11 protein-coding genes are annotated in these 19151 nt (G+C 48.8%); 2 read left to right on the forward strand and 9 right to left on the reverse strand.

Annotation, left to right across the window (positions count from 1 at the left end):
- Positions 1 to 90 precede the first annotated feature (90 nt).
- On the forward strand, positions 91 to 3465 hold the full coding sequence (locus H6G21_RS14375; protein WP_190574117.1) for a hypothetical protein: 3375 nt from the start codon (positions 91 to 93) through the stop codon (positions 3463 to 3465).
- A gap of 33 nt (positions 3466 to 3498) precedes the next feature.
- Here the strand turns inward: H6G21_RS14375 and H6G21_RS14380 are convergent, their stop codons facing one another.
- Both H6G21_RS14380 and H6G21_RS14385 read right to left on the reverse strand, forming a co-directional pair.
- Positions 3499 to 3951 carry a DUF6788 family protein gene (locus H6G21_RS14380; protein ID WP_190574118.1) on the reverse strand — a complete coding sequence of 151 codons (453 nt, stop codon included), beginning with the start codon at positions 3949 to 3951 and terminating at the stop codon, positions 3499 to 3501.
- Between the two features lie 21 nt (positions 3952 to 3972).
- Positions 3973 to 4554, reverse strand: coding sequence for a hypothetical protein (locus H6G21_RS14385; protein WP_190574119.1), 582 nt, complete (start codon positions 4552 to 4554; stop codon positions 3973 to 3975).
- Here H6G21_RS14385 and H6G21_RS14390 point away from each other — a divergent pair.
- Complete coding sequence (locus H6G21_RS14390; RefSeq protein WP_190574120.1) at positions 4553 to 4720, forward strand: hypothetical protein; 168 nt, start codon at positions 4553 to 4555, stop codon at positions 4718 to 4720. The genes H6G21_RS14385 and H6G21_RS14390 overlap by 2 nt on opposite strands.
- A 262-nt stretch (positions 4721 to 4982) precedes the next feature.
- On the opposite strand, the gene H6G21_RS14395 is transcribed toward H6G21_RS14390, so the two are convergent.
- The 7 genes from H6G21_RS14395 to H6G21_RS14425 all read right to left on the reverse strand — a co-directional run bounded on the left by H6G21_RS14395 (position 4983) and on the right by H6G21_RS14425 (position 19044).
- Complete coding sequence (locus H6G21_RS14395) at positions 4983 to 5453, reverse strand: response regulator (RefSeq protein WP_190574121.1); 471 nt, start codon at positions 5451 to 5453, stop codon at positions 4983 to 4985.
- Complete coding sequence (locus tag H6G21_RS14400) at positions 5446 to 7809, reverse strand: ATP-binding protein (protein WP_190574122.1); 2364 nt, start codon at positions 7807 to 7809, stop codon at positions 5446 to 5448. Before H6G21_RS14400 ends, H6G21_RS14395 begins: the two co-directional genes overlap by 8 nt.
- Positions 7810 to 7964: 155 nt before the next feature.
- Positions 7965 to 8255, reverse strand: coding sequence for a hypothetical protein (locus H6G21_RS14405; RefSeq protein WP_190574123.1), 291 nt, complete (start codon positions 8253 to 8255; stop codon positions 7965 to 7967).
- Positions 8256 to 8661: 406 nt separating this feature from the next.
- Entirely contained in the window at positions 8662 to 11145 is a 2484-nt protein-coding gene (locus H6G21_RS14410; RefSeq protein ID WP_190574124.1) for a filamentous hemagglutinin N-terminal domain-containing protein, read from the reverse strand.
- Positions 11146 to 11225: 80 nt separating this feature from the next.
- Positions 11226 to 13736: an S-layer family protein gene (locus tag H6G21_RS14415; RefSeq protein ID WP_199307222.1), complete on the reverse strand. Its 2511-nt coding sequence runs from the start codon at positions 13734 to 13736 to the stop codon at positions 11226 to 11228.
- Positions 13737 to 13826: 90 nt separating this feature from the next.
- On the reverse strand, positions 13827 to 16322 hold the full coding sequence (locus H6G21_RS14420) for an S-layer family protein (protein WP_190574125.1): 2496 nt from the start codon (positions 16320 to 16322) through the stop codon (positions 13827 to 13829).
- A gap of 97 nt (positions 16323 to 16419) precedes the next feature.
- The gene (locus tag H6G21_RS14425; protein WP_190574126.1) at positions 16420 to 19044 is read right to left on the reverse strand and encodes an S-layer family protein; all 2625 of its coding nucleotides are present in this window, start codon (positions 19042 to 19044) and stop codon (positions 16420 to 16422) included.
- Positions 19045 to 19151 lie beyond the last annotated feature (107 nt).

Below are 19151 nucleotides of genomic sequence, written 5' to 3' on the forward strand. Positions count from 1 at the left end.
GACTCAGTGAAAATGTAGCCGATTCTTCTTATTTCTCTTTCTCTCCAGACGTTTAATCTTTACCTATCTAAAAAGCAGCCCATTAAATCTATGTCCACCAGCAAACGAACTAAAAGTCGAGGAAAGCGCAAAAGTGACTCTCGCTCTAGCCTGACTAACTCCGATCGGAGTAGTTCCCAACGCTCCTCGCTAGATACCCGCCGGGAAAAAACGAAGGACAAAGAAACGGACGACTTGGGAACCGATCGCCCGATCGTGCCTACCCGTCGTGCTTCAGCCCCAGAACTCCGCCGAGGAACAACCGATACCCGATCGCGATCGACTTCAGAAGATCGATCGAGCAGCCGTCCAACCACCACATCCGATAATTCCTCGACTCAACCGACTCGCAGCCGCTTACAACGCCAGAATGCTGAGCGGCAATTGGTTACCCCACCCAAAAACGTTGAAATCGAGGCCCCGCCTAAACCCCAGATTGACCTCAATAAGCTGACTAACCCCAGTGTCCGACGAGAAGCGGCCAAACTTGCGGCGCGGGTGGATAAATTCCAAACCGGGTTGGACATTGCCCAAATCGGCGGCTACAAAGTTCTCTCGGGCATGAGTGTAGAAGGCACCTTGCAACAAATCTTTGAACTGGCCGATGCCAACGGTGATGCCAAACTGCTGCGGCAACTCTCCGATGCCACCTCCTTTAAAGGGAAGCTCTCCCTCTTCCAACCTACGACCGAAGGGGGGCGAGCGGTCACGCGCCTCGTCCAACTCTACAACGCGATCGCGGGTGATGGCAGTTACCTAACCGTCAAAAGCAACATTACCAACCTTGCCACCGATGCCACGGCCCTGCGGCAAATGGCACGGGATGTCAATGTGCTGCGAGGGTTGGATAATGCCCAATACGTCGATGCCAACCGCCTGCTCAGAACCGTGGCAGGGGTTCCGGCCCAGCCCATCAGTGAAACTAACCGTGAGTGGTATCTCGAACAAGCCACGCTGATGAAGGCGTATCGGGATTTAAACAATACCAATCCCGCCCTGCAAAAGAAATTGGCATTGGCAATGCTGCAAAGCTACGCCAAGGCTGCGCCCCTGGGAGCCACCAAAGCCGAGGAAATCCAGGCACAGGCGTCTCCTGTCATGAATAACCCCGCTTTCTATCACCGTAGTGCTTCGGCTAATCCGCTGTTGACAGCTGTGCTCACCGACTTCTGCAAGGATATGGGCGTGAATATGGGCAGTGCTCACCTGGTAGATAATGCGCGCTTTCGGGAGGTGCTGGCTCGTGAGTATGGTATGGAAGGGGTCAATACCCAAATCAACACCCGATCGGACTACACGACCGCCTTGCAAGATCTCTTCAACAAAGCGGCAAACGGAGAATTCCCAGCGGGCAAAGTCGTTCTCGACATTACTGATCTGTTTAACCAAGTGCCGAGGCAACCTCAAGATATCACTCAGACAGTCAGGGATCTAGAGAGAATCTTTCTGGATGAGGCGGAACGGTTTTTGGCGACCCATACCGACATAGACCAGGGCCAGTTTGCTTCTCTGATGAAGAATCTCCAAGTGGTGGCGATGTCTACCCACAAAGGGGTCGATGTGCTGCTGACGCCCCCCTTTCTAGGACGAGCAGCCGTCACGGAGGATTCGCAATTTCAGAAAGATCTGCTCAAAAAGGCAGAACATCAAAACTCGGAATTTTTCGATCCGATCGAACATAGCATGATCCATTCCGGTTATCGGCTCGACCCGATCCAAGCGCGGAAGGCATGGCTGGAGGTGACTGATCCCACAGTCATTCTCAAACATTACAAAATCATTGGGGATGGCAAGGATTCAAGTAGAACAATTCAGATGACGGAACTGGCAACTTCGGATAAGCCCACGCCAAAGGTATTTACCAGCTTTGCGGATTTGATTCAGCATCCTACGTTCGATCGGTTCGAGAAACTCGCCAACGATCCTACGGCCCCCCCCTATCTCAAAGCCCTACCCCAAGCGACAACGAAACTCTTGCGGGGGCTCCTGGAGTACAACAAAACTAGCGGTGGCGTGGACAAAGCCATGGCCGATCAGGGACTGGATGAAGTGCTGCAAACCAGCTATTTCCGGATGCTGAATGCGATGGCCAGCGCGATTCAAAATAGTGGCGATCTGGTGGGCTTTATGAACCAGATCGAAGTCCTTCAGCAGCAGGTTGCAACCCTGGTGTCTCTCTTGGAACCCCACGGGACTGATGACTTTGGGGATAGTCTGCGCACCCGATTAACCGATCCGAAGGGTCCCAACAATCGCCCAGTCATTCCCGCTGGTTTAGATGAGCCGAGTGTGCAGCTTAAGCCTTCGGCGATGCATTGTTTAGCCAGTATTTTGTCCAGTGTGGAAGCGTTGAAAGGGGGTAACGATCTTAACGTGTGTGTGGTCGAGGATCACTACTACGAGTCTGCTGGCGCTATTTCCACTGCCAAGACCTATAGCGTTTCCCAATTTGATGGCGATGCTATTCGCGATACTGATGGTACTGGACTTAAGCCCCTTGACCCAAATAGCATTAAGGGTAAAAAGCCCTTGGATCTATACGTCTGCGATTTTCACCACAATATTTCCCTCGATCGGACGCACTATCAGATCGAAAATCTCCAGCACCATGTGGATGAGTTGTATCGCAATAATTTGGTTGCCGATACGTTTACAGTGGCGATCGATTGCACGATCGACTTTGTGAACTCCGAAGATGTGCAGGCATTTTTAGAGCACAATAAAGCTCGCATCGAATCCGGCCAGCTCAATGTTGTGCTGTTCCGCAGTGCCCAGAAATTTGATATGTTCGGCATGGATAACTACTACGGCGGTTTTACCGTCAGTATTAACGACCACGCCACCTTTGCAGATTTCAACGATCGCATGGAGACGCCTGAAGACCAACTGAAAGGAACCAGTCTCCAAGGGCTGACTCACATTGGTATGTACGCCTCCGAAGACACCGACACCTATCGCAAGGCGTTGATGGCCAATACCAAACGCTTCTATGATGCGTTACCGGCTGATTTGATCTGGAGTGAAGATTCCACTTCCGCCATGCAGGTTGCCAAGACTGACGATCCCAATGCGGTCTTTCTCGATATTAAATTTCCCGGCAACCCTCAAGCCTCTGACGCCTTTATGGATCGGCTCAAACAGTTTGCGATCGATGAGAAGCTTCCCTTGACCGGACGGGCCAGCTTTGGTTTTGCGACCACGAATTTGAACCTAATCCATGGGGAAAAGACGCGACTGACGCCGGGATTGGAAGGGCCGGACATCCAAGATCAGTACATCGCCTTTTTCAAAGCGGTTCACCAAGTCACTAACGATGCCGATGCAGAGGGCAGACAACAAGGGCTAACTGGAACTCCACTGAATCAATTTGTTGCAGACAAAATCAAAAAGATGGTGGTTGCCAAACCATCTGATAGCGACAATTAGTCCGCCTAGCCCAGATGAATCTGTGGTGTAACGTTACTCCACGATCGCATCAGGCTTTGCTTCCACGACGTTTGCTGTCTCAGCGTTTGCTGCCTCGGTAGAGGTCTGTTGAGCACGCAGGTAGCGACCCCAATATTCCTTGGTGACTTTGCCCTCCTTGCGCACCGATCGATACCAGTAGGGGCCATGGGATTTTTCCCCCTGGGCACACCAACAGTTGGGTTTGCCACATTTGCGATACTCCTCCCGCCAACCGTGGAGAGGATTGGGACGTGCCTCAGCGCTAGGGGCTACCGGAGATTCTGGACTGGGTTCCGGGGCAATTTCCGGGAGGGATTCGTTAGGCGTGGGCAATTCGACCGTCTCCGCCTGCGATCGCCGTTGCAGCAGTAATGCTTCAATGGACTGACTCAAACTTTCCAGCTCCACGATCGAGAGGGCTTCGGCTTGTTTCAGGATGGAGCGGAGGGGAGAGCGAGGCGGCATAGCGGACGGGGAACGGTGGGGCTAGTCATCATCATCGATCGCAGGAATCGCTTGCAGCATCTCTACCACCGTCGAAAATTCTTCGGGGCTGAGTTGTGCTGTCGTTTTGCGAAACTGCTCCATGACAAACCATTTATACTGCGGTAATGACCATCCCAAACGATAAAATTCCCGATTCAGCGATCGCATCAGTTTGGAATAGTCTTCGATCGGCAGGTCGTAGGCAAAATCCGGGACGAGGTTGGGGGGCTGTTGTTTAGCGGTGAGTTGGAAGCCGTCGATCGGGTAGTCTGCCATCACAGCTTTGAGTAAGCGAGGGGGTTGATCCCAAAAGTGATCGGGCCGGAGGTACCAGTCCCAAGCTTTTTTGACCTTTTCTGATTCGGGGGGAGCCGCATAGACGATCGCCTCTAATCCGTCATCATCGGGGCAGATGTATTCTGTCAATGCTGCCCGTTCTAACCAGTCCAGTTCTGCGTCCGTGAGTCTGCGGGGGGCCATTCCTTTAGGGAGGGGGGGGAAGCCAAAGCCCGCTTCCCAAGGATCGTGCAGCGGCAGATCCAGGAGATCTAAAGACAACTCAGACTCTAGCGGATTGACCATGGCAAAACAGCAAGAAAGGTCAGGTCGGCAAAAGCCGTGTCCCTATTATAAGCCCGGACTAATGCGCCCACGGGATGTCGTCCTAGGCTGGTGCGATCGTCTGCCAGAATCGCACTGGATGTTTGCGATCGATCGGGATAGGTTCGATCGTCCGGTTGTCAACTAGCAGAAAGCTGTGCGTAACATAGGTGTGGTTACTGCGGAGAATGATTTTGCGATCATGACTTTACGATCGTTATATTGAAGTATCAGTAACTACTAACTGATGAATGTGAAATGCTAGCCAAGCATCTATGAACTGCGTATAGCAATGTATAGAATAAACTCAGCAATTGCTTGATGTAGATTATATGAAACAGTTAGTAATATCAAAAACAATGATTCCTAATAATCAATTGATTAGTCAATATTACAGATCTATTGTTGGTTTATAATTCATCTTCCACAGGCAAAAAAACAGTCTCAAACCAATAGTCCATAAGCATAGGTAATAGCTCTTTCATTCGATCGATATTCATGGGTTTTAACACATAGCTATTGGCGTAATGTCGATAGCAAAAATCGACATCTTTGGGATTGGAAGATGTTGTAAAGACAACGACTGGAATTGTTTTTAAATCTTCATCTTGTTTGATTTGAGCCAAAACTTCCCGTCCATCCGTTCCCGGTAAGTTGAGATCTAAAATCACTAAATTAGGGCGTTGAATGTCTGCATCGTCACTGTAGGAGCCTCTCTTATACAAGAAATCTAGTGCCTCTTCTCCATCTTCACACCGTAATACTGATATCGGCATGGTGCAGGTTTTCTTCATAATGCGTTCAAACGTAAAAAAATCTTCATCACTATCTTCAACGACTAAGAGAGTGGGGGTAAGACGGCCAGATAGATAGCTAGACATTGAAAGTCACTCCTAACGTGAAATAAAACGTACTCCCTACTCCATAGGTAGATTCAACCCAAATTTCACCCCCATGACGTTCAACGATTTTTTTTGCGATCGTTAAGCCTGCCCCGGTTCCTCCCCCAAAGCGACCAGGTGGGTGTAATCGCTTGAAAATTCTGAAGATCGATTCAATATGCTGCGGTCGAATTCCAATTCCGTTATCTCGCACATACATAACTAATTGCTTCGCCACCGCAGGATTGATCGTCAAGTTACTTGCAGTGACTTCTTCCGGAGTTAAGTAGCCTACCTCGATCCATGGATCAGGTTTGTCGTTGTATTTAACGCCATTACTGATTAAGTTAATCAATAGCTCAATCAGCTGATTTCGATCGCCTTGGATGTGGGGTAACGATCGCGGAACGCGAATTTCGATCGGGTCTGATTGACTCATGTTCAGGATTTCCACAACGCCCTCAACTAAGTCATTTAAATCTACCATTGTGAGGGAAAGTTCTACCCGTCCTAACCGCGAATAATGTAATAAGGAACTAATCAGGTTTTCCATGCGCTGGGTCAATCGCATGAGGGTTTGTAATTTCTCGGTGCCGTCTGCATCCAACAGAGTTCCATAATCCTCTAGGAGGAAGCTAGAGTAATTATGAATTCCGCGTAAGGGCTCCTTAAGGTCGTGGGATGCAACGTATGCAAAGGAATCTAATTCGAAGTTCCGACGCTCTAGTTCTTGGTTCAATAGGGTCAGTTCATGGGCTTTTTGCACAACTAAACCACTCACAATGGTACTGCGTAGCTCGATCGCGGCTTCGAGATCGTAGGGTTGCCAAGGTAACGATCGACCTCTCACAGTTTCTTTCCACCGTTCAAAGGACTGCCGGGGCGATAAATAGATCTCACCCGTTTCATGAATTGTGATCGGTTTCGTGGGATCTCCTGCCCAGTGTACCGTTTGGATGACCTCGGGCCTAAACCACAGAATGTAGAATTGCTGGGCCTGGGAAATGGTAACCGCAATGATTCCACTGGCCGTTTTTTGCATCTGAGCCGCTGCGGGATAGACCTGGGTGAGATGATCGGTATGGTAGACGCCAGTGTCAGTGAACTGATCCTGTAACCATTGCACTAAATCGAGCACTTTAGATCTGGAGGGCGTTTTACCGATCAATGTGATATTTTTTTGCTCACACACGGCAAGCCCCTGCGCACCCACTAGATCCAACAAATGTTGGGATTCTTGGTGCAATCCTGCTGCTAGGGTAGGGCTATTGGACAGCGTGTTCATGAATTGATTTTGTAGATCCTGCAATCTGATGCGATGGCTGGTTTTTTCTTGGGCTTCTCTGGCTGCTAGTTCCAGGGAAATCACCTGGCCCAAAAATTCGCAAATGGTTCGAGCTGCGTAGGATAATTTACGCGGACTGTTGTGATGGCAGGCAATTAATCCCCACAATGGATGGACTGATAAATCCGATCGATGACGGAGTAGGGAAATTGACATCGATGCTTTGACGCCCATATTGTGCAAATATTCAATATGGATAGGTGAAACGCTGCGTAACGTTGATAACGTCATATCCAGGGGCTGACCCGCACCGTCACTAATCGTCCTTAAGGGCACAGGTTCATAGGCTACGTCTGGAATGAGCCGTAAGGGATTTAAGCTATAGAGATATTTTGCTTGTTGAGGAATATCAGAGGCAGGATAGTGGAGTCCCAGGTAGGGAGAGAGATCTTCACGGCAGACTTCAGCGATGACGCTTCCGACGCCATTGTCATCAAAGCGATAAACCATGACGCGATCGAAGCCCGTAATCTGTTGAATTTCCTGGGTGACGGCTTGGCACAATGCCTGAATCGTTTGTGTTTGTAAAAATTTCTGGATGGGTTGTTTAACGAACTGATAAAAATCAAAAAAGGTTACATTTTCTGCCGATTGATATTGTTCTAGTTCCAAGATGATGATCTCACCACTGCGGTGCACAACGCCTTCCAGGAGTCGCGGGGAACTTTCTCCGTCGATAGTTAACTGCAGTGGATTAACATATTCAAAATCCCCGGCTAAACAGGCTTGAATGGATGCGATTTGGGGGGGACTCAGCAATGCTGAAAGGGGTTGATCGAGGAGGGTTTCTGGGGGATATCCTAGGTATTCAGCAGAATTTTGGCTAATTTGTACAATTCTGAGATCAGCTTCTCTGATGGCCAATAAGATGCCATGGGGCTGAATTGCAGAGGGAATGTGAATGGGTTCACGATCGCAATTGCTAACATCGACCACTGAAGGAGTGAATTCAGGATTCGTCAGTTCTGCGATCGTAGATTTGACTTGGGCAGCTAAATCAGGAGGCAGCATAGACAACGATGACGAGGGGGGCTAATCCCATTATGAAGGGTCTTGTCAGGAACAAAACTCCTTTTCTTTTGCCCCCCTCGTTACGGTTTCTAAACAACTTTAGTTTGCGCTAGGCTAGTTTGGGGATTGGGTATCCATTTTCTAGCGGTTCCAGCCTAGCTGTTCCAGCGGGTACAAAGGCTCATGACGCTACCTGTCGGTAAGGTTAGGAGTTGTTCGCGAATGGCGTTTTCTGTGGCTAACCAAGGTAGAGGACGGCTCCACTCTCCCATGGGTGCAAAGCCCCGCTGATGCAGGTTTTTGATGGTTGCCAATACGTCCTGCCGATCGCCGATGACTAAAACCCGCACGGGGCGTCGTTCCTGGCTGGAACGATCGCGGGTCAGAATGGCAGCAGCTTCCTGCGATCGGGCGTCATGGGCGCGATCGTCTCTGTACTCAGTCATTGGAGCATCTCCGATTTAATTTTTGGTTTCCTGGTAAGAAAACCGAAAATCTAGCCATCCTGCCTCTTTGCAGCGACGAACAGGAAGGCTTTTGGAGTGCTAAAATCTCCAAAGCCTCTGCGTTGCCTCAGACAACGGAGGGGTCAGTCATCCAGGGTTGGTTACGACAACTCTGGGTGACGATGACGACCAGATTTTTGGGTTCCTGCTATTCCCCGCCGTCATGGAAGGAATAACTTAATGGACAACCTTACGGGATTTTTTTGAGTCCGTCAACTCTTGATTTGTTAACTTTTTTCAGCCAAAGTTGCGCCGGTGGTTGACATTGACTGTTGACAATTACCTCCCCTACCTGTGACGATTTCCATCCGCTCGATCGTGGTCGGGAATTTGAGGATTGATATTATCAATGCATTCCATAGGCAGTTGTGATGCTTGGCCCACTACAATTGGCGATCGCGGGTGTATTCACAGGCACAGGACTGGCAACAAGTTCGATCGAACCATCATGCTTGCGCTTAAATCCTGAAGCTTGTACGAGAGCTGATGGATCTGCGGGGCTGGCCGCAACCGAGCTTTGACTGCTACGATAGGTGAAGAGATCGCGCAAGTCACTCCAAAGAAGAAAAACAGATATGTCCTGATTGGGGTTCTGTGGCAAACCGCCTTTACCTGAAACAACAAAACTACTGTCCGATGTTGTTCCACATCCCTTAACAATTTGCTGACTAGCATCACTCAAAGTTGTAGGCAGCTGACCTAAATTAGAGCTAGGAACGACCTCTATACCATTGATTTGTACAGTACCATTTATCCCAAACTGAGAACTAGCATTAATGTCATTTTCGGGTGTACGTTGTGCTCGATATTGCAAGCCAAAAAGACCTTTCGTTGTAATTTGAATCTGACCTCCGTTCCCTTTAATTGCATCAGCTAAAATATCGCTATTATTTAAACCTAAAATGATTGGTGAATTAATAATAATATTTCCCCCACTACCGTTGTCAGTCCCAAAGGATGTTGTACCAATGATTGATCGATGATTTAAAACAAGTAAGTTACTATTAATTTGAATGTCACCACCATTACCGACTAAATTGAAAGCACCAATATAAGAATAGTCATCTAATTTAATTTCGCCTGCATTAATATCAATTTTTCCAGCTCGATTACTTCCGAAATTCTCTATAGTGACACTTCCTCCGTTATAGAGCGCTAAAAACGGGGTATTGATAATAATATCTCCCCCTGCCCCAGATGGAACGGCGGGTAATCCAAACAGTTTTTGATAAAGGGGTAGGGGTGGAACTACAGCAGAAGCAATGCTACTGGTGTAGAAGTCAGATTCACTGTACCCATTCACTGAGACTGATTCACTAGCGTTGATGATAAGATTTCCTGCATCGCCTGCGCTAATTGTTGAAGTGCCAACTTGACCACCATTACTGACTTGTAAGATACGGGAATTGATTACCACTGTGCCCGACTGTTCAGCTTTAGCCAAATTATATGACCCAATTATACTAGGAGCTTTTAAACTGGATAAGCCCTGGATGTCGATCGTGTCGGCATTGATAAAAACATCACCCGATCCCGATCCCTGTAAAAAATTAGCTGAGCCAATAAATCCTCCCTCTTTAACAGCTAAAGATTTACTTGTAATGAGTACTTGACCTCCTTTTCCACCAGCAGTTGCTAATGTTCCAATTCGACTAAAATTCTCAGGAGAGTTGACATCATAACCAAAAACTGTAAGCTTGTCAGTGTTAATAGCAATAGTCGTTCCTAATCCAGATCCATAGTTTCGGCTATAAACAACGCCACCAGATAGGGTCAATAGTTCAGGTGTCTGGATAATAATTTGACCACCGCCAACTGGCCCAAAGTTATCTTGAAGTATGCCACCCAAAGCATTGGAGTTAGGAACAGTGTCCTGTATTACGAGACGGTTAGCAGCAGATACTGCAATGGCTCCCGCACCACTGATTCCTAAGTTTTTGCTATGTATGAGTGAACCTTGTTGAATATTGATCTGTCCGCCTTGAATTTGAACATTTCCTGGAATAATGTCTCCGACCTCAATGCTAGACTGTTGCGTCAGATTAATTGAGCCAAATTTTGTAATTCCCACAGTTTGGGTAGAAAAGCCTTGGTCAACTGGTTGCAGCTGAATCAATCCTGGTTGGGCTACGCTATTCAGTTCAATCCGCCCGCCCGGAGCTTGCAAAACACCGCCCTTGAGGTCGATATCCCCGCCGATTAATGCTAATGTTTGATTCGCTGCAATATTTAGACCAGAATAAGGTGCAGAGGCAAAGTAAGGAGAAATTGTTGAGGTTGTTGTTAATTGATGACCTGTTCCTTGGACTGTAATTGATCCTGAAGTTTCTCCCATTTGCAAGCCGATCGGTGCGCTCATCGTCAGCACAGGCGGATTGCTCGGATTGACTGCGCTAAATTCTGTCCCATCGCCAAATTTAACGCTATTTGCTGTTGTTCCAATAAACGATCCCCCAAGATTCAACGAGGCATTGGGGCCAAATAAAATCCCACTGGGATTCAACAAAAATAAGCTAGCAGAACCATTCGCTTTAATCAGTCCATTGATGTTGGATGCAGTGCTTCCTGTCACCCGCGCAAAAATATTCTGCACATCCAGTGCGTTGTTGAAAAAGGCAGAACCGCCTGTGGGCACTGAGAACTGGCTAAAGCTATGGAATAAATTGCCGCCCGATCGTGCACCGTTATCGATCGTGAAATCTAATGCGTTGGGGCTGGTTGCAGTTGTGGATAATGTGCCATCAGGAATGACTTGAGCTTGGGCAAACTCTACGCTAGACAGTAAACCGACTCCCCCACCCAAGACACTAACGATCAACCGAACGTTCATGAGAGCACTCCATTCACTGCTACTCTAGACTACCCAGTAATCATGTCTTGGAGTTCCGCCAATTAACGGAATTCAGGATGTTAGCTCGATCTCGTCTTGGTTGCAACAGTCGTCATTGCTGATCCGGCACAGGTGGCGATCGCGGCTACGGGAACAGGTGTAGAACTGGCAACAAGTTCGATCGATCCATCAGCATTACGTTGAAACCTAGAGGCTTGCACAAGAGTAGAGGAAGTTGCAGGACTGGCAGCAACTGTGCCGGAATGGCCACGATAGGCAGAGAGATCCCGCACATCATTCCAAGTGTGATCACTCACCACTTGTTGACTCGGGTTCTGGGGAATGCCGCCCCGGCCCGTCGCCACAAACTGACTCCCTTGAGTCGTTGAACAGCCCGTCGCTATTTTTTGACTCGGGTCAAACACATTAACCAAAAATTCCGTTAATCCAGCACCGGGATCAGTCCCGATCGTATTGACTTTCACAATCCCATTCACACCAAATTTAGAACTCGCCGTAATGTCATTTTCAGGCGTTAAGCGATTACGATACTTCAATCCTAAAATTCCTTGCGTCGTAATATTAATATTACCACCACGACCTTTCACAGCATTGGCGATAATGTCACTATTTTCTAATCCTAAGATGATGGGTGAAAAGATTGCAATGTTACCTCCATTACCCTTTCCACCAGCTTTAGCACTCATAAAACTATTGTGACGCAATAGCAAGATATCTCTTGCTGTGATTGTCATATTTCCACCTTGTCCAACAATGGTAGATGTTTTGATTTGACCTTGTTGATCTAATATAATTTCGTTTGCATTGAGTATTAAACTTCCTGCATCACCACTACCCACATTTTCCGCCGCAATATATCCCTGATTCCGCACTTGAATACTGGGTGCTGTAATAGATAAATTGCCTGCATTTCCACTAGGTAATGGGGGTAACCCAAAAATTTGCTGGAGTCGTCCTGGCGGGTTCTGTCCAGAGGCGATGATGCGACTCCGTTCTGAGAGAACTGACCCGGCTCCATCAATCTCAATCGATTCACTAGCTTTAATAGTGAGGCTCCCTGCATTACTACTTCCGGAGGTACTAGCAGAGATCACGCCACCAGCCTTGAGTAAGAGTCGCCCTGTCTGAATATTGATTGTTTTCGATGCGCCGCCCCAGAAAGAGGTGGTAGCAATGACAGAACCCACACCAGTTCCTTTGTTTTCGCCAATGAGGGAAATTTGCTCGGCGTCAATGTTTACCGTACCTCCGCCTTGCCCCCCAAACACACTAGAGCTGATCACAGCACCATCCCGCAACATTAGATCTGAAGTATTGACTATCAGATCACCACCCTTCCCAGCACCAGCATTAGAGGGTGTTATGATCCCACTGGTGGCTGCCACATCCAGGGGGGAATAGCCACTCAAATCGATCGATTCGGTTGCATTCACCGTGAGATTGCCTCCAGCACCTCCATTTCTGAAGGTTGTGGTAATCAGTCGGCCACCGTCACGAGCCACTATCTGGCGCGCTGATACCTCGATATGGTTGCCCTGTCCTCTCCCCAGATTTTCCGACAGAATTAAACTGGGATCTCGGTTGGGCAAGACACCGCCGAGTTCAAGTAAATCCGCATTCACCTCAATCCCACCTAGGGCATTTTGGCTACCGCGCTGTTGCACCATGACGATGGAACTATCCTGCAACTGAACGGTTTGACCTTGCAGATGAATAGACCCACCTGGACTACCACTGGCATCGACCAGCGCGGCCTGTGAGAGCCGAATGTCGGCCAAGGTAGGCAGTGAGGTATAGTCAAATGTCCAACGGGATGTCGTGGTATCCAACGCCACAGTACCCGCTTGCCCGCTGCCCAGTTCAACGTGACCGCTTTCAGCCAGCAAAACGCCTCCTGTCAATTGAATCCCATTTCCAATGAGTGCCAAGGTGTTTCCAGGCTGCACCCGTAAGCCTTTAATGGAGGGATTGCGGGTTGCTGGCCCGAGGAAAGAGGGGGCATGTTTGAGGGTATGGCCTGACCCGTTGACTTGGATGTTGCCAGGATTGGAACCCATCTGCAACCCGATCGGGGCACTCATCGTCAACAAGGGTGAATGATTTGAATTCACTGCGCTAAATTCTGTTCCATCGGCAAATTTAACGCTATTTGCTGTTGTTCCAATAAATGATCCCCCAAGATTCAACGAGGCGTTGGGGCCGAATAAAATGCCACTGGGATTGAGTAGGAATAAACTGGCAGTGCCATTCGCTTTAATCAGTCCATCGATGTTGGATGCAGTGCCCCCGGTCACCCGCGCAAAAATATTCTGCACATCCAACCCATTGTTGAAAAAGGCTGAACCGCCCGTGGGAACTGAGAACTGGCTGAAGCTATGAAATAAGTTACCCCCCGATCGCGCACCACCATCGATCGTGAAATCCCGTGCGTTAGGACTGGTCACTGTCGTAGGTACGCTACCGTCTGGAATCACTTGAGCACTGGCACTGTTTATCCCTGATAGAACTCCTGCTAAGAATCCCAGCATACCTACGATCGACTGAGCTTGCATCCGAACCCACACTCCCATTCGAGCCCACACTCCAGAGATTTCTGCCCTAGGGTGCCCGGATACCGTTGCAGCTAGCTCAGTGAACTGACGTAATCCAGTTTTGCACCTTTAGAGGGCGTTGGCTGTTTTCATGCTTTGTCCACTACAGGTCGCGATCGCAGGTGTAGTCACAGGTGCAGGACTAGCAATCAGGTCGATCGTGCCATCCGCATTGCGTTGAAATCCTGAGGCTTGTACTAAAATCGGCTGTATTGCAGGCATTTGAGCTACGGTTGATGAAGTGCCACGATAGGCAGACAGGTCGCGCAAATCATTCCAAGGGAGATCGCGCATCATTTCTTGATTCGGATTAGGCGGCAATCCTCCCCGGCCTGTTGCAATGAATTGACTGCCTTGGGTGCTCGAACAACCCGTTGCAATTTTTTGACTCGGATCAGTAACGTTAACAGGTAATTCTGTTAAGCCTGCATTCGGATCAGTTCCGATCGTGTTCACTTGCACAGTGCCGTTGATTCCAAATTCAGAACTCGCGGTGATGTCGTTTTCGGGGGTCAGTTGGGGCCGGTATTTGAGACCAAAGATACCCTCAGTCGTAATATTAATATTTCCACCACGCCCTTTGAATGCATTGGCTACAATGTCACTGTTTGATAAGCCAATAATGACATCTGAATCAATGTTAATATTGCCACCATTGATGTTGCCACCAGAATTTGTTGTAATGCTTGAACCTAATCGCAATACTAATGCATCACTCGTAATTTTGATATTGCCTTCTCCACCTAAATTTGTATTGGCTTGCAGTGTGCCCTGATTTTTGAGCAAGATTTGTTTGGCATCGATGCTGATGTTACCTGCATCACCTAAACCTGTGCTGCTAACCGAAACCCGTCCGGAGTTTTCCACAGTTAAGCGATCGACCTTCATGTTGATCGATCCTGCGGCAACCTGTCCACTAGAGGTTGCTGTGATTTCACTGCGCAGATTAGGGCTAAAGTTGCCTGAGATATTCGCTTCCCGTGCCCAGATTTCTAACTTACCGGCATTCCCACTGGCCTGCACAGCATCAATAGAGGTAGAAATTCGGGCACCATCGCCGATCAAAAGCCGATCGGTGTTGATCCGAATATTTCCACCCCGTCCCTTGGCATCACTAAAGACAGAGGCTTCTAGCGTACTTGGGGTGATTAGTCCAGTTGACGCAATGTTGACACCTGATACCTCAAGTGAATCTCGGACATTGATCTCAAGATTTCCAGCCCCAGCAGTACTGGTCGCATTTTCGCCTTGAACGAGACTGCCAAAACTAGACCGCGAAGAGACGGAAATGCTCCCACCATTGAGGACGCGTAGCCGTCCAGCATTCACCACCACATCGCCACCTTGGCCCGAAGCACCATTGGTCATCCAGCCCGAAATGCCACTCGCAAAGTTCGCTAGTTTACTAAATCCAACAATGTCAAGAGTGTCCGCTTGAATCACCGCTTTACCACCCATACCGGAGGCCCCTGTGCCCCGTGCGCCAAGCACCAACTGTCCTCCATCGATCATCTGAATATCTGGGGCAGTCATGACGACTGTGCCTGCATTCCCCTGACCTTGGGTTGTATTGGAGATTAAACTACCACAAATTTGAGCTGTGCAACCTGAGCCTGGAAAAGCAAATTGACCCTGAATAACAATGGACTGACTGCCCTGGACTTTAATATCATCGCGCGCATTTTGAGTGCTTCCTGGCAGATTACGCGCCATCAGTCTGCCACCCTCTTGGATGGTAATATTGCGGCCTATGACGTAAATACCGCCTGCACCATTCCCATTCACATCGAGCATCGATCGCTGCACGGTGATGTCATTAAATCCTGTCACCTGTCCGTAATCAAAAGACCATCGATTGCCCCTAGAGTTGAGACCGACATAACTGTTTCCAGCAACACTCCCCAGTTCAATATGTCCTTCGGTGGCCCTTAGGTTACCCTGATCGAGCAAGATTTCTCCACCAAGTAAGGCAAGGGTTGTTTGATTTGGAACCCGTAGTCCGATCGGGTAGCCTTGATAGCCAGGGGCCCCTTGGGCATGGTTGACGATCTCTCCTGGATTAGCTCCCATCTGCACTCCTACGGGGACACTCATGGTTAAAAGTGGTGGACTGGAAGGATGGACAGCACTAAACTCTGTCCCATCGGCAAATTTGATGCTATTGGCGGTCATTCCTAAAAATGAACCGCCAAGATTCAATGAGGCATTGGGGCCAAATAGGATGCCACTGGGATTGAGCAGAAATAAGCTGGCAGTACCATTCGCTTTCAACATGCCATCAATGTTGGATGCCGTGCCCCCCGTCACCCGCGCAAAGATATTTTGCACATCTACAGCATTATTGAAAAAGGCAGATCCGCCTGTGGGTACCGAAAATTGGCTGAAGCTATGGAATAAATTGCCACCCGATCGCCCACCTCCGTCGATCGTAAAATCCCGTGCGTTAGGACTGGTCACTGTCGTAGGCAAGCTACCATCGGGAGTCACCTGAGCATTTGCTGCTTCGATTCCAGACAGCAAACTAAGGAAATACCCTAAAACAACGACGATCGACTGAGCTTTCATTAGAGGATCCCAGAAACTTTATATGTCAAGGTACCCACTCTCTAAGACAAATGTAACACCAATCCTGTCTTTACAAAGCGTCTATTATTTTCAGGGTTTATCCACTACAGGTCGCGATCGACGTTGCGGAAACAGTTGTGGGACTGGCGATCAGCGCGATCGTGCCATCGGCATTACGTTGAAATCCCGAGGCTTGAACGAGAGTAGAAGGAGCCGCAGGACTGGCCGCAACGGTGCTGGACTGGCCACGATAGGCGGATAAATCCCGGAGGTCATTCCAGGTTCGATCGCTCATCACTTGCTGATTCGGATTCTGGGGCACTCCCCCTCGTCCCGTCGCCACAAACTGACTCCCCTGGTTTGCAGCACAACCCGTCGCGATTTTTTGACTCGGATCAGCCACATTCACGGGTAATTCCGTTAATCCTGCGTTGGGATCGGTGCCGATCGTATTCACCTGCACATTACCATTCAATCCAAACTCAGAACTGGCAGTGATGTCACTCTTGGGTGTCAGCTTTGGTCGAAATTGCAATCCTAACAGTGCTTGAGTAGTAATATTAATATTCCCACCACTGCCCAAAACGGCATTAGCAACAATGTCACTATTTTCGTTTTCCAGGCCCACGATCGCTAATGCCCTAATGTTGATATTTCCTCCTGTAGAAGCACCTTGAGCATTGGTTGTGATGTGACTAGCACGACGAAGTAGTAAGACTTCCTTTGTAGTCAGATTAATATTTCCTTGACTACCATCGTTGACCTCTGCACGTAAGCTGGCACCATTATCTAAAAAGATATTCTTAGCATTAACATTTAAGTTTCCTGCGTTCCCTGTACCGGTATTGCTGACCGTGATTTGGCCCGCATCCCGCACCTGTACAGTATCGGCAGTGATATTGATAGACCCAGCATCAAAAGATGTGCTAGAAGATGCCGTAATCGCACTGGGGAGATGCTGACCATTGACCAGAGTTTGAGAAATACCTTGAATATCCAGAGTTTTAACATTCAAGTTGATATTTCCTGCGGAACCTTGCCCTTGGGTGGAAGAGGCAATCTGCCCCCCATTAAAAAGCCGCAGGCTATTAGAAGTTAAGGTAATCTTCCCCCCTGAACCCACGGCATTGGCATTGACAGCAACCGTAATACCACCGGGTGCCTGTTCGATTACATCAACCACCGGATCGCTGACACTCACATCCATCGCGTGAATCGTGATGTTCCCTGCTTGCCCGCTTCCCGTTAGAGTAGAGCGAATCGTCCCGCCGTTAGAGAGATGCAAATGTCCCACGTCAATGGTGATATTGCCCGCTTGCCCTTCCGTTGGGCCAATTCCTGTAGCGATACCCGACAACAGATAATTAGGTGTGTATCCCGATATTTCTAGGCTTTCACTGGCGCGAATCGAGATGTCTCCCGCCTTGCCCGTGGGCGCAGAGATTGGATCAAAAGCCACCAGAGCCGAACTAACAATGCCACCATCTACCACTCGGATGCGATCGGCATCAATGCTAATCTTGCCACTCTCATTATTCTTGCCACTAAAGAGGTTGGTGGTAATGGAAGTGGGTGCAGGAAAAAAAGGATTTGCACCGACGACCTCCACGTCTTTAGCTCGCACGGTGACATCCCCTGAACGCGAATTGTTTCCGGCAGAAGAGGACTGGAGCCAAGCACCATCCGCTAGGCGCAGGCGAACCGTTTCAACGGTCACATTCCCTGCTTGCCCGCTGCCTGAAGGCCCAAAAAGAATACCCACATTAGTGCTGATACCAGGGCCAATTTGTCCTGGCAGAGAAGCTCCTAATAGATCCACAAATTCTGTGGTTTGAACCGTGATTCCTTTACCTTGCCCAGCAAAAGTAATCGAACTAATGTTTGAGCCCTCCTGCACGGTTAGGCCACGGCCACGGATGTTGATGGCTCCCCCATTAAGGCCACTCGCATCGACGGTGGAAGCTTGTTGGAGGGTAATGTTGCCCCAGTTAGCTGTTGCTGCTGAACTGGCTAGTTGCCAGGGCTGGGAGTTCATAGTGATCTGTCCATTCTGCACAGCCCATAGCTCAACCCGACCATCGGGAGCAGAAAGGGTTGCACTATTGACATCGATGAGGCCAGCGACTAGCGCTAATGTCTTCGTAGGGACGACAGAAAGCGTAGGAGGACGGAAGAAGGGGTTCGCAGTTCCAGGGCCTTGGACTTGAATTGGGCCAGCATTCGCTCCCATTTGCAAGCCTACTGGTGCACTCATCGTCAAAAGTGGTGCTCCAGAATTCGCTGCACTAAACACAGTCCCATCCGCAAATTGAATACTAGTCGCCGTAGTGCCAACAAACGAACCCCCAATGTTCAACGAGGCATTGGAGCCAAATAAAATACCACTGGGATTGAGCAAAAATAAGCTAGCAGCGCCATTGGCCTTGATGAGTCCATCAATATTGGAGGCTGTTCCCCCTGTCACCCGCGCAAAGATATTTTGTACATCTAGCGCATTGTTGAAAACAGCAGACCCGCCTGTGGGCACTGAGAACTGGCTGAAGCTATGGAATAAATTGCCGCCCGATCGCGCGCCATTATCGATCGTAAAATCCCGTGCATTGGAACTGGTTACCGTTGTGGGTAACGTTCCATCGGGAATGACTTGAGCTTGAGCAAGCTCTAAGCTAGAGAGTAAACCGACTAAACAGCTGAATACACTGATGAAAGATCGGACGTTCATAGGATTACCCCATCGACTTCTGCTCTAGGGTTCCCATCAATCACGAGTGGAGTTCAGATTATTCCAGGGACTTATCCCAGGGACTTAGTGTTTTAGCTCGATTTTGC

It is taken from the genome of Alkalinema sp. FACHB-956 (genome assembly GCF_014697025.1).
Lineage (GTDB): Bacteria > Cyanobacteriota > Cyanobacteriia > Leptolyngbyales > Leptolyngbyaceae > Alkalinema.

What these genes read in the sequence shown, in the direction of transcription:
- H6G21_RS14375 (WP_190574117.1), top strand. Translation starts at nt 91, where the DNA reads ATGTCCACCAGCAAACGAACTAAAAGTCGAGGAAAGCGCAAAAGTGAC.
- H6G21_RS14380 (WP_190574118.1), bottom strand. Translation starts at nt 3,951, where the DNA reads ATGCCGCCTCGCTCTCCCCTCCGCTCCATCCTGAAACAAGCCGAAGCC.
- H6G21_RS14390 (WP_190574120.1), top strand. Translation starts at nt 4,553, where the DNA reads ATGGCAAAACAGCAAGAAAGGTCAGGTCGGCAAAAGCCGTGTCCCTAT.
- H6G21_RS14385 (WP_190574119.1), bottom strand. Translation starts at nt 4,554, where the DNA reads ATGGTCAATCCGCTAGAGTCTGAGTTGTCTTTAGATCTCCTGGATCTG.
- H6G21_RS14395 (WP_190574121.1), bottom strand. Translation starts at nt 5,453, where the DNA reads ATGTCTAGCTATCTATCTGGCCGTCTTACCCCCACTCTCTTAGTCGTT.
- H6G21_RS14400 (WP_190574122.1), bottom strand. Translation starts at nt 7,809, where the DNA reads ATGCTGCCTCCTGATTTAGCTGCCCAAGTCAAATCTACGATCGCAGAA.
- H6G21_RS14405 (WP_190574123.1), bottom strand. Translation starts at nt 8,255, where the DNA reads ATGACTGAGTACAGAGACGATCGCGCCCATGACGCCCGATCGCAGGAA.
- H6G21_RS14410 (WP_190574124.1), bottom strand. Translation starts at nt 11,145, where the DNA reads ATGAACGTTCGGTTGATCGTTAGTGTCTTGGGTGGGGGAGTCGGTTTA.
- H6G21_RS14415 (WP_199307222.1), bottom strand. Translation starts at nt 13,736, where the DNA reads ATGGGAGTGTGGGTTCGGATGCAAGCTCAGTCGATCGTAGGTATGCTG.
- H6G21_RS14420 (WP_190574125.1), bottom strand. Translation starts at nt 16,322, where the DNA reads ATGAAAGCTCAGTCGATCGTCGTTGTTTTAGGGTATTTCCTTAGTTTG.
- H6G21_RS14425 (WP_190574126.1), bottom strand. Translation starts at nt 19,044, where the DNA reads ATGAACGTCCGATCTTTCATCAGTGTATTCAGCTGTTTAGTCGGTTTA.